The sequence below is a fragment of the Lactobacillus pasteurii DSM 23907 = CRBIP 24.76 genome (assembly GCF_000297025.1).
Classification (GTDB): domain Bacteria; phylum Bacillota; class Bacilli; order Lactobacillales; family Lactobacillaceae; genus Lactobacillus; species Lactobacillus pasteurii.
In genome coordinates this window covers 1-11,763 of the sequence record NZ_CAKD01000030.1, presented here as the reverse complement: position 1 = coordinate 11,763, position 11,763 = coordinate 1, and the positions used below count along the sequence as shown (strand labels likewise).

Annotated in this window: 9 protein-coding genes, 5 tRNA genes and 1 CRISPR repeat array; of the genes, 13 read left to right on the top strand and 1 reads right to left on the bottom strand. The window is 37.7% G+C overall.

From position 1 onward, the window contains the following. On the bottom strand, nt 1-587 hold a 587-nt coding region (locus tag BN53_RS09215; protein ID WP_040537421.1), incomplete at its 3' end, for an Rpn family recombination-promoting nuclease/putative transposase. A 266-nt stretch (nt 588-853) separates the two neighbouring features. On the opposite strand from BN53_RS09215, the gene BN53_RS09210 reads away from it, so the two are divergent. The 13 genes from BN53_RS09210 to BN53_RS09150 all read left to right on the top strand — a co-directional run bounded on the left by BN53_RS09210 (nt 854) and on the right by BN53_RS09150 (nt 11,762). After that, nucleotides 854-3,604 carry a CRISPR-associated helicase/endonuclease Cas3 gene (locus BN53_RS09210; RefSeq protein ID WP_009560669.1) on the top strand — a complete coding sequence of 917 codons (2,751 nt, stop codon included), beginning with the start codon at nt 854-856 and terminating at the stop codon, nt 3,602-3,604. A gap of 9 nt (nt 3,605-3,613) precedes the next feature. Further along, complete coding sequence (locus BN53_RS09205) at nt 3,614-5,344, top strand: type I-E CRISPR-associated protein Cse1/CasA (RefSeq protein WP_009560668.1); 1,731 nt, start codon at nt 3,614-3,616, stop codon at nt 5,342-5,344. A gap of 11 nt (nt 5,345-5,355) precedes the next feature. Further along, a complete protein-coding gene (casB, locus tag BN53_RS09200; RefSeq protein WP_009560667.1) occupies nt 5,356-5,928 on the top strand; it encodes a type I-E CRISPR-associated protein Cse2/CasB in 573 nt (190 codons plus the stop codon). 2 nt (nt 5,929-5,930) lie between these two features. Further along, nucleotides 5,931-7,013 carry a type I-E CRISPR-associated protein Cas7/Cse4/CasC gene (cas7e, locus tag BN53_RS09195; RefSeq protein ID WP_009560666.1) on the top strand — a complete coding sequence of 361 codons (1,083 nt, stop codon included), beginning with the start codon at nt 5,931-5,933 and terminating at the stop codon, nt 7,011-7,013. Continuing rightward, the gene (gene cas5e, locus BN53_RS09190) at nt 6,994-7,704 is read left to right on the top strand and encodes a type I-E CRISPR-associated protein Cas5/CasD (protein ID WP_009560665.1); all 711 of its coding nucleotides are present in this window, start codon (nt 6,994-6,996) and stop codon (nt 7,702-7,704) included. The genes cas7e and cas5e overlap by 20 nt, the downstream gene beginning before the upstream one ends. 15 nt (nt 7,705-7,719) lie before the next feature. Next, nucleotides 7,720-8,337 carry a type I-E CRISPR-associated protein Cas6/Cse3/CasE gene (gene cas6e / locus BN53_RS09185; RefSeq protein WP_009560664.1) on the top strand — a complete coding sequence of 206 codons (618 nt, stop codon included), beginning with the start codon at nt 7,720-7,722 and terminating at the stop codon, nt 8,335-8,337. Nucleotide 8,338: 1 nt separating this feature from the next. Further along, entirely contained in the window at nt 8,339-9,307 is a 969-nt protein-coding gene (cas1e, locus tag BN53_RS09180; protein ID WP_009560663.1) for a type I-E CRISPR-associated endonuclease Cas1e, read from the top strand. Then, on the top strand, nt 9,285-10,163 hold the full coding sequence (gene cas2e / locus BN53_RS09175; protein ID WP_040537420.1) for a type I-E CRISPR-associated endoribonuclease Cas2e: 879 nt from the start codon (nt 9,285-9,287) through the stop codon (nt 10,161-10,163). Before cas1e ends, cas2e begins: the two co-directional genes overlap by 23 nt. Nucleotides 10,164-10,192: 29 nt before the next feature. Continuing rightward, nucleotides 10,193-10,708: direct repeats of the CRISPR family, unit length 28 nt; unit sequence GTGGTCCCCACGTAAGTGGGGGTGATCC. Nucleotides 10,709-11,326: 618 nt separating this feature from the next. Beyond that, nucleotides 11,327-11,398 (top strand) — tRNA-Glu (locus BN53_RS09170). Nucleotides 11,399-11,435: 37 nt separating this feature from the next. After that, a tRNA-Ser gene (locus BN53_RS09165) sits at nt 11,436-11,524 on the top strand. An 8-nt stretch (nt 11,525-11,532) separates the two neighbouring features. After that, nucleotides 11,533-11,606, top strand: a tRNA-Met gene (locus BN53_RS09160). A gap of 3 nt (nt 11,607-11,609) precedes the next feature. Further along, a tRNA-Asp gene (locus BN53_RS09155) sits at nt 11,610-11,683 on the top strand. Between the two features lie 6 nt (nt 11,684-11,689). Continuing rightward, a tRNA-Phe gene (locus tag BN53_RS09150) sits at nt 11,690-11,762 on the top strand. Nucleotide 11,763: the final 1 nt, after the last annotated feature.

Genomic DNA, 11,763 nt, shown 5'->3' with positions numbered 1-11,763 from the left:
TCATTCAGGCTAACTTCTTTATCATTCATGAGATTCGCCAGCTCTTTAAGTTCTGCGCTTTCGCTGGCAAAGTCTCCTTTTGAGTTAATGATAACCTTTGTAGCACCATCATTCAACTTTAAGTCACCGTCCTTGGTATCGATGGTCTTGAAGAAATGTACTGCTCGATCATCCTTCTTGCTAAAAGCATCGGATGGATCTTCCGAGCAAAGAAAAATGATATAAGTATCTGGAAGCTGTGAATAATCTTTGCCGACCTTCAAGATTCCATCTCCATCAATGATCGACTGATAGTAACGCATTCTGCGTCCTAAATAAGCGCTGGGAGTGGTCTGCATCTCGATATCAAAAATTCTGCCTTGATCATCAACCACTTTGATATCCAAGCGAATATCCTTAGCTTCGCGGTCATCATTGCCCATGGCATCTTGTTTATGGAATTCAACAATCTTCTGAATGTTCAAGTCAGGCAAGATGATCTGCAAGAGATATAGGCAAAACTCCTGGTTTTCCATCACCCAGCCAAAAATCTTATCCTCGGTGAAAGGATACCTCTTTGGCGGAACGTATTTTGCTTCATGAGACATGAAGTTTCCTCATTTCAAATAGTAGTAGGGATAATGAATTACCCCTCCATTATTTATATACGCAAAAAATTGCAATTTGTTTTTTTGAATTTTAAATAGTAGTAAAACTTTAAGAATTTATAAAGACATAAAAAAGTAAAAAATTTTTTGTCTTTTTTTCGTAATTAATATATAGGGAGGTATTGCTAATTAGATTATATTTTAAGAAATTATATTTACTTATTTATAAAAAGCGCTATCATATGAGTTGAAAAGAAGGTGAAACGATGAATGAATTTTCTAGACAAGAGCTTGCTTTGTGGGGCAAGAAAGGCGACAAAGATGGAGAATATTTTTGGCTTCCATTAATTGCTCACCTGATGGATGCAAAAAACGTTATTGGATTTTTATACATGCATTGGTTAGATGACGGCCAAAGAAAGCTAATTGAGAAGAATCTTGGACCGAAAGCTGCAAATATCGTCCAATTTTTGGGATATGTCCATGACATAGGAAAAGCAACGCCAGCTTTTCAGACTAAACAGTCTCGTTGGAATAATCCTGACTTGGATCATGAAATTGTTGAACATCTTTTGAAGGCAGGATTTAAAGAAATCAATGACAAGTTGCCAATGGCTGAAAAAAGTCCGCATAATTTTGCTGGTGAGGCGATTTTGCTTAACTATGGGGTGGAACCATCATTTGCAGCGCTTCTAGGCGGTCACCATGGTACTCCATGTTCAGGCAATCGTAATCTTAAAAGAGATATTATCGATCATACGGCTAACTACTATCAAAGAGATCATGATGGAGACATTCAGCAAATGTGGAAAAAGATTCAACAAGATTTCTTTGAATTTGGATTAAAAGAGTGTGATCTAACAGTTTCAGAGATTCCTGCAATTGAGCAAGAAGTTGCTGTTGAATTAGAAGGTCTGCTTATTATGGCAGATTGGCTGGCTTCAAGTGAGTATTTTGATGAAGATAAAAATAAGCCGATGTTTACCTTGATTCCTCTAACTGATGAGGACTTTGTGTTTGATAGGAAACAGCTAAAGCAAAGATTCCAGCGTGCAATTAAGACTTGGTTTGTGGATGGCAGTTGGATACCGCAGAGAATAGCAAATATTGATAATTATTTTGAGAATATTTGGAATTTCTCACCTCGAAATGTTCAAAAGACAATGCTATCAAAGATTCAATCAAGCATAGATCCTGGAATCGTTGTAATTGAAGCACCGATGGGAATTGGAAAGACTGAAATTGCATTAGCTGCTGCTCAACAAATTGCAGCTGTTAAAGGAAAATCAGGAGTATTTGTCGGCTTGCCTACACAAGCAACTTCTAATGCAATGTTTAGCAGAGTAAGAGATTGGCTGGATAGAATTGGTCAACTTCAGGGCAATAGCTTTTCGATTAATCTCGCTCATAGCAAAGCGGGTTTTAATTTGGACTTTTCGAAGTTGCCTCAAGCTGAAAATTTGGATTTTGAAGAAGATGAAACTAGTGTCAGCGTAAACAGATGGTTTGTAGGTAAGAAGAGTGTCTTGAGTAAGTTTAATGTTGGTACTGTCGATAATTTGCTTCAGATGGGCTTGAAACAGCGGCACTTATTTTTAAAGCATCTTGGATTTTCTGACAAAGTAGTAATTATCGATGAGGTTCACTCTTATGATGCTTATATGAGTTCTTATTTGAAAAAGGTATTATCTTGGCTGGGGGCATATGATGTACCAGTAATTTTGCTTTCTACTACCTTACCTTATGAAACTCGTGAAGGACTTGTAAGTGAATACTTATCTGGAAAATATAGCATAAGTGTCAAAAAGATAGCTTCGACACTTGATTTCACTAAAAAAACAGAATACCCGCTGCTAACTTTTTCAGACGGAGAAAAAATTGAGCAAGTTGCGGATTTCAAGCAAAGTACTCAGAAAAAGATTGAAGTAGTTCGTTTGAATTTAGATGAAACAAATTTAGCTAAGGATATTCTTGCTAAGGTCGAAAATGGTGGCGTTGCCGGAGTAGTAGTTAATACTGTTGCGCGCGCTCAGCAATTGGCGGAATTAATTAAATCTCTTGATCAAGATATGCCAGTTTTGATCTTGCACTCAGCATTTTTAGCTCCAGATCGAGCAAAAATTGAGAAAAATTTACAAAAATTAATCGGTAAGTCACAAGAGGATCGTCCGGAAAAATTAATCGTGATTGGTACACAAGTTTTGGAACAATCTCTGGATATTGATTTCGATGTGCTTTTTACGGATATCGCCCCGATGGATTTGATTTTGCAAAGAATTGGGCGTTTGCACAGACATAAACGTGTTCGTCCAAGTGGCTTAGAGAAAGCTCGAGTCTTTATTTCAGGCATACAAGGATTTGGAGAATATGGAGATGCTAATGAGTCGATTTATTCAAAATACATTTTGATGAAGACGGACTATTATTTACCAGATGAATTAATCATTCCAGCTGATATTTCCAAGCTTGTCAATCTTACCTATAGTTCTGAAATCTTTGATCAATCAGATTTATCTAGTGATTCCATTGAAAAATTGGAGATGGCTAAGAAAGATGAAGAACTTTTCATAGAAAAAGAAAAGCAAAAAGCTAAAAATTTCCAAATAGCAAAGCCTAAGTCTAAAAAGTTAATCAGAGGATGGCTTGATTTAAAAAAGCCAGTTAACGATCTAGTTGGCGATGCAAGCGTGCGTGATATTGAAGATTCGATTGAAGTGATTTTAGTAAAAAAGGTTAACGATGAGTTTATGTTGCTGGATGGAGAAAATATCGAAAATGTCGACTCTGCCAAAATTGCCAGCGAAACGATTCGTCTGCCAAGAAGATTGACTTTTGATATTGAAGCAACAATTAGTGAGTTAGAAAAAGAAACTAGATCACTTTTTGCTGATTGGAAAACAGACCCATGGTTGAAAAAGAGCTTAGTCCTTTGCTTAGACAAGCATAATTCAACTCATTTTAATGGTTACAAGGTTATTTATAAGCCAGAGCTAGGCTTAGTCTGTGAAAAGGAGTGATAAAAAGAGATGGAAAAAACATTTAATTTGGTCACTGATCCATGGATCAAGGTCTTTGATGGGACAACTAATAAAGAAAAAACAGTTTCTTTGATAGACCTATTTAAAAACAGTCAAGATTATCTTGATTTGGCCGGTGATATAAAAAGTCAAGACGTCAGCATAATGCGGCTTTTGTTAGCTATTTTGACGACGGTTTATTCCCGCTTTGATGCTGGTTCAGAGCCATATGAGTGGCTTGAGATTGATGAGGATACTTTGAAAGTAACTGACATTCCAGATGATTATGATGAAGATGTCGAAGATGACTTGTTAGAAACATGGAGGAATTTGTTTGAACAAGGACATTTTTCAGATCAACTATATTTATACCTGGAAAAATATCAGGACAAGTTCGACTTTTTTGGCGAGCATCCCTTTTATCAGGTGACAAAAGAGCAATATGATTCTTTTGTTCCTAAAAATAAGCATGTAGATACTGGCACGGGAACAGTAAATGTGATGCAGATCAATCGAACGATTTCGCAAAGTAACAACTCGCCGGCAATCTTTTCGCCAAAATCTGATCAAGAAAAAAATCAATTGACTATCGATGAGCTGGTTCGTTGGATCATTACTTACCAAAACATTGCAGCTACAACAGATAAAACAAAGGTTGTACTTACTGAAAGCAAAGAAAAATTATCTAATTCTCCAGGCTGGCTATACGGATTTGACGCAGTTTATGCACAAGGAAAGAATCTTTTTGAGACTTTGATGTTAAATCTAATTCTTGTTCCAAAAGATGGAGAAAAATATCAGGACCAACATCCAATCTGGGAATTTGACAATGTTGAAGACTATGTAAGACAGAGAACTAAAGCTTTAGTTCCAGACAATATTGCGGAACTTTATACAGACTGGGCACGCTGTTTGCATATTGAATGGGATGATGGCACTCCAACAATATTTACTGCAGGACTACCGAAGGTTGATATGACAACAGCTTTTGAAGAGCCAATGGCTATTTGGCGAAGCAATGATAAAGAAGAAACTTTTAGACCACTTAAGAAGACACAACTTACTGCATCAGATGCAATCTGGAGAAATTTCGAATTATTTATCCCGTCGCCAGAAAGCCAAAAATATCATGTTCCTGGAATTGTTAGTTGGCTAAATAAGTTGAAAGATAAGGAATATGTGGCCGGTGGAAAGATTATTGATCTTGCCATGACCACAATGATTAGCGATGGCAATGCTACCTCGCAGTCGCCAGCTAGAGAAGTTTCAGATAATTTGAAAGTGCGAGCTAATGTGTTGTTTGATCCAGATCCTCAAAAAGCAGACTGGTGGCCAGTTCAAATATCGGAAGTGGTGGCTAAAACTCAAGAAGTTGGAAAAACATATTGGAGCTTTTTAGCTATGATTGCCGAGTTAAAAGGCTATGGTAGCAGTGATGCAAAAGAATTTGCTAGTCATTATTTGAAGATATTTTATCAGCATGTAAATATTCCATTTCGCCAGTGGCTTATTAGCTTAACTAATGATGATGAAAGAAGCGTTCGAGTTTCTGAATGGTATGAAAACTTGAAAAAAATCGCCCTTGAGGAAGTTGATGAGCGCTTTAACGAAAGCTCAAGCCGAGAAATTAGCGGGATTAAAAGAACGACTAGCAAAAAAGAGGATGCTGAAGCGGAACTATTCAACATTTTTATAGCCAAAAATATTTTCGAGGCTAAATTAAGAAAATTAAATCTGTAAGGAGGAATAAGATGATAAAGGTCGATCAAGTAACCTATTCGTTAATCAATCGAATCTACAATAACGGCAATATGGATCGAGCAACGCTTTCAACTTTGCGTAGCACTACATCATTTTCAAGTTCACGGGCACGTAGAGTTTGGCCAATTATTTTGCCAATGCTTGATGTTCAAGATTTAAGCCGAAATGGCGAACCAACTTATGCCGAAAATGCGATTTTTGTAGCTTTAAGAGGCTATGCAATTATGCAACAGGCAAATAATGAACGCTGTGCTAATGGAGATGAAGAACTATTTGCAGCACTAGCATCATTGCGCCAGATTACGGATATTTCAGAGGGAGTTGATAGAAGAGTGAAAAATTTATTTTTATCAACTAGTTTTGCAAGTATGCAAGTTGCACTAATTCAGCTGATCAAGTTGCTGAAATCCAATTTGCCTGCTAAGCAAGTGAACTTTAGCCGGCTAGCAAAGGATTTATATTTTTATCAATTAAATGGGCATAGTGCTGAGAAGACCTTCCTCAAGTGGGGGCAACAGTACTACCGAGCAAGTGTTAAGAATAATGAAAAAGGAGATAAGTAATAATGAAGACCAAGAATATGTATGTAGACATCCACGTTTTACAAACCGTACCATCAGCTAACATTAATCGCGATGATACTGGAGCAGCTAAAAAGGCTATTTATGGTGGTGTTACTAGAGCAAGAGTATCTTCACAAAGTTGGAAGCGGGCAACTAGAAAGTTATTTGCAAAAGAAGATTTGGATTGGCTAAAGAGTTATCGAACTAAAGAAGCACCAAGTTTACTAAGCAAGACTATTCTTGAAATGAGTGAATTGGACCAAGAAGCTGCTACTAAGATGGCTGAAGAAGTGTTCAAGGCAGCAGGAGTAAAGGTGAAGGGTGGTGAAACTTCCGCATTGATGCTTGTTAGCGTCGGACAAATTGAAAAATTAGCTAAGTTTGCACTTAGTCATGATTCATTTGATAAGGATGAAAAGAAGGCAATTAAGGAAATCTTTAACTCAGACCAGTCCCTTGATCTAGCTCTTTTTGGCCGAATGGTTGCTGATAACCCAGAATTAAACGTTGATGCAGCAAGCCAAGTGGCACATGCAATTTCAACTCATGAAATTACGCCAGAATTTGATTACTTCACTGCTTTAGATGATTTGCAAGCAGAAGATAAAGCTGGAGCAGCCATGATTGATAATTTTGAATACAATTCTGCTACACTGTATCGTTATGCAAATGTCAACGTTAAAGAGTTGGAACATAATTTAGGTAGGGATTTGGCCTTGAAGGGAGTAGAACTATTTATCAAAGATTTTGTCCAAAGCATGCCTGATGGAAAGCAAAATTCTTTTGCAAATAAAACTTTGCCACAATATTTAATGATAACTATTCGTCAAGATACTCCCGTTAACTTAGCCTCAGCCTTTGAGGAGCCAGTAGTTTCAAGAGAAGGATATTTACATAAATCCGTTGAAAAACTAGAAAAAGAATATGATTTGTCAGAAAAGTTTGTTGAAAAGCCATTGAAGAACTTTGTTTTATCAAGATATGAAAGCGAAGTTGGCGAAGAAGTTCAGAACCTTTCAGAATTAATTGGACAAGTAGGCAAAACATTGTCAGGAGTGATTTCTGATGAAGACAATAACAATTAGATTGGCTGGCCCACTTCAATCATATGGTATCAATTCAACTTTTTTAGTTAGAACAACCAGCATGTTCCCTAGCAAGAGTGCTGTGCTGGGTATGATTGCAGCAGCATTTGGATATCGCCGGGATGACCGCCGAATTGAGCAATTTAATGACTTGCTTTTTGCTACTAGAGCAGATCAAGTAGGTGCGGTAATGACGGACTATCAAGTCGTGGAATATAAGCCTGGAAAAAATAAATTGACTTACCGCGATTACTTGCAAGATTCAGTATTTATGGTGGCAGTCGGCGGTGATGAACAACTAATTGATCAAATTTCCTATGCCTTAAAGCATCCTGCTTTTCAATTGGCACTTGGCAGACGGTCTAATTGTCCTGCGGGAGTTTTGAAGATTGAAGAATTTTTGAACCAGACGCCACTTGAAGTATTAAAAACTTTACCTTGGCAGGCAAGTACTTGGTATCAAAAGAAATGCAAACGGCAGTCAGAAATTTTGACAGAAATTTATGCGGATCAGATATTAGATGACAAAAATAAGTCGATAGATACTTTCATGCAAAGAGATCTCGTTGGCTCATTTAGTGAAAAGCATCGTTTTCATAACAATCGATTAGTTGCTAGTTTGTCAGTCAATTTGAAAAATCCATGTTTTGAAGAAAAAACACCTGAGCATGATATTTTTAGTGCTATATAAAGAGAGGAGGAAAATATGTATTTATCAAGAGTGCAAATTGATGATCATAATCAATTTGTCATGCGTGAGCTCAATCATTTGGGGGCATATCATAATTGGGTAGAGCAGTCTTTTCCAGATGAAATTGCTAATTCAGTTCGTTTAAGACACTTGTGGCGAATTGATACGCTAAATCATAAGAAATATCTACTATTACTAAGTCAAAATCGACCAGACCTTGATAAACTAGAGCAATTAGGAGTAGCTGGAACCGCCCAAACCAAGTCTTATGATGAATTTTTAGAAAAAATTGAGCAAGGGAAAAAGTATCGCTTTAGACTTACTGGCAATCCAACGCATAAAGATTCTAAGACTGGCAGAATTATGCCTCATATTACTGTTGGTGCTCAAAGGAAATGGTTTGAAAGAAAGGCTGAACTTTCTGGTTTTAAGATCCTAAACTTTGATGTTGTAAGTCGCAATTGGTTAAGACTTAAAAAGAAAAAGAGTCGGTTGGAATTAAGCTCTGTAACTTTTGAAGGAATTCTAGAAGTGGAAGATTTAGAGCAATTCAAACAGGCATTAGTGAAGGGAATTGGCCGCGAGAAAGCTTATGGAATGGGATTGTTAACCGTTATCCCAATTGAAAAGTAAAATGAAGAAGCCCTTATTTGTTAAAAAAACAAATCTACAAGAATTAGGAAGAGTTCAAGATAGAATTACTTTTATTTATCTTGAACATGCTAAATTGAACCGGCAAGACAGCGCAATTAAAGTTATTGATAGTCACGGAATTGTCTATATCCCAGTTGCAATTGTAAGTGTTCTGATGTTAGGCCCCGGAGTCGACGTTACGCATCGTGCTATGGAGTTGATGGGAGATTCCGGCGTTTCAGTTGTTTGGGTAGGAGAACAAGGTGTAAGGCAGTATGCCCATGGAAGGGCGTTAAATCATTCATCTAGATATCTTATGGCTCAAGCGAAACTAGTTTCTAATACTAGAAGTAGACTAGCAGTTGCAAGGAAAATGTATCAAATGAGATTTGGCGATGAAGATATTTCCAAATTGTCGATGCAAGAATTGCGTGGTAAAGAAGGTGCCAGAATTAGGAGAACCTATCAAAACGAATCTAAACGAACAGGCGTAGCCTGGTCGCGCAGAGAGTACAAAGTAGACGATTTCAATGCAAGCTCACCGATAAATCAGGCACTAACTTCTGCTCACCAGGCTTTATACGGCCTGTGTTATAGCGTTGTTGTTGCTCTTGGTGCATCCCCTGGATTAGGTTTTGTTCATACAGGCCACGATTTATCTTTCATTTATGATTTTGCTGATTTATATAAGGCGGAGATTTCAATTCCAATTGCTTTTGATGTTGTCAAAAAATATGGCAAAAGTGATATCTCTGATCATACTCGTCATGCTATGCGCGAAAAATTTAAAGAAACTAAGTTACTAGAAAGAATGGTGTCGGATCTAAAATTTTTATTTGAAATAGACGACAGTCAAGAAGTTTCTGTCCAAAATCTCTGGGATGATAAAAACGGCTTACAAAAGTTTGGAGTGCAGTATAAAGAATTCCCAGAAGAGGATGATAGTAATGATAGTAGTAACTATGACTAACGTTCCTCCAGCATTGAGAGGAGATTTAACCAGATGGTGCCAAGAAGTCCAAACTGGAGTTTATGTCGGTAATTTTAGTGCAAGAATACGTGATTTATTGTGGCAGAGAATTTTGAAAAACATTGGTAGTGGTGAAGCTACGATGGTTTACAATGCTGCTAATGAATTGGGATATAACATTAGAACAACCAGATCAGATCGAAAAGTTGTTGATTTTGATGGAATACCATTTTTGTACAGAATTACGGATAATAATGAAGAGAAAACGTCTCATGGATTTAGCGAAGCTGCAAGATCGCATTATGCCAAAAGAGCTAAACGTACAATGCTCAAGTCGGCAAAAAGCAATTTTGTAGCAATAGATATTGAGACTACGGGCTTGAATGATACAGATGAGATAACCGCTATTGGCGCCATAAAAAGGGATTCGGATGGAAGCTTAGATGAATTTTATCGCTTGATAAAAATTCAAAAAGAAGTGTCAAAAGAAGCCCAGGAGTTGACAGGTTTAAATCGAGAAATATTAGATGCAGATGGCACCGAGTTTGAGGATATAGTTGATGAATTCCTGGAATTCATCGATGGATGTGTGATTGTTGGATTTAATGTAAATTTCGATATAGGGTTTCTTAATCGATATTTGATTTTATATAATAGAGATGTAGTTAATCAAAAAGTTATTGATCTTCAAGCGATAGCTAAAAAAGATAGCATGTTTTTAGACGATTATCGACTTCAGACAGTTCTTGATAATTACGATATTGAAAATTTGAAGCCACATAATGCTTTAGAAGATGCACGTGCGACTTATGAGTTGGCAAAGAAACTAATGGAAAAAAGGGTTTTGAAATTTTAAGAAGCTTGATAGACTGGGATTTTTTTAGTGTGGTCCCCACGTAAGTGGGGGTGATCCTCGGTGATTACATGGGTCAAGGGCTAGCGCTAGGTGGTCCCCACGTAAGTGGGGGTGATCCTTAAAACTAGGATAGATGGAGGATTTAGCTAGAGTGGTCCCCACGTAAGTGGGGGTGATCCCTAACTGCTTAGCCACATCCTTAAGTTGTTGGGGTGGTCCCCACGTAAGTGGGGGTGATCCTTAAACATATAAATAACCTCCATTAATCTTTGTGTGGTCCCCACGTAAGTGGGGGTGATCCCAATGCCAAGTATGCACGTTTTGTCGAGTATGGGTGGTCCCCACGTAAGTGGGGGTGATCCTAAAATAGCGTCAAAATGATCTGTTCCATAGAAGTGGTCCCCACGTAAGTGGGGGTGATCCTTAAGGCGGTAAACACAATACCTTTAGTACCAGGTGGTCCCCACGTAAGTGGGGGTGATCCCTTATTATGATGTATCTGACGCCATCGAAGCATGTGGTCCCCACGTAAGTGGGGGTGATCCAATCAAAGCCAAGATTGTAGAAAGCATCATAGAGTGGTCCCCACGTAAGTGGGGGAAGGAGCTTCGATAGTAATATCTAAGCTCCTTTTTTATCATTAGAGGTAATAGGAAGAAACGTTGTTACCATATAGTAAGAATAAATAAGTGGCACGAGGCTACGGTGAAAAGTTTGATACGAATAAGGTAGAAATATGCATGATTGTATTGAAGCATTTGTAAACAAATCTGAAGTTCTGAGAATATTAAAGGTACTGTTATTCGATTTATTTGCATGTTAATTCGCAAAATTCAGTGCAGCAAAATAAAAAAATACTACTAAAATTATCAAATTTGATTCGAATTTGGATTATTTTTTGTCGAATTTAGCTAATTTTTTCAAAAAAATCGAATTACAAAACCTTTGATCTATAAGGCTTTGTTGAACATTTGAAATAAAATCAAAAATAAATTTCAAAAAAAGCTTGCAAAGGGTAAAAATATGCTGTAATATCTTTATTGTTCTGTTACGGAACAGCTAATTCAGAGCTAACAGTTAAGAAAATAAATTGAAAAAAGTTCTTGACAAAGATTTCTGAATAAGTTAAACTAATAAATGTGCTTTTCGTTAAGAAAGTTCATGACCCGTTGGTCAAGTGGTTAAGACACAGCCCTTTCACGGCTGTAACATGGGTTCAAATCCCGTACGGGTCATAGCCTTATAAGGCTTTATATTTTTTTAAAACACTATGGAGGATTACCCAAGTGGCTTAAGGGAACGGTCTTGAAAACCGTCAGGCGGGTTCTGCTCGTGCGTGGGTTCAAATCCCACATCCTCCTTACTTCATCGCGGGATGGAGCAGTCTGGTAGCTCGTCGGGCTCATAACCCGAAGGTCGTTGGTTCAAATCCAGCTCCCGCAATATGGTCCATTGGAGTAGTGGTCTATCTCGCCTCCCTGTCACGGAGGAGATCGCGGGTTCAAATCCCGCATGGACCGTAAGATGGCTCGGTAGCTCAGTTGGTAGAGCAAAGGATTGAAGCTCCTTGTGTCGGCGGTTCGATTCCGTCCCGCGCCAT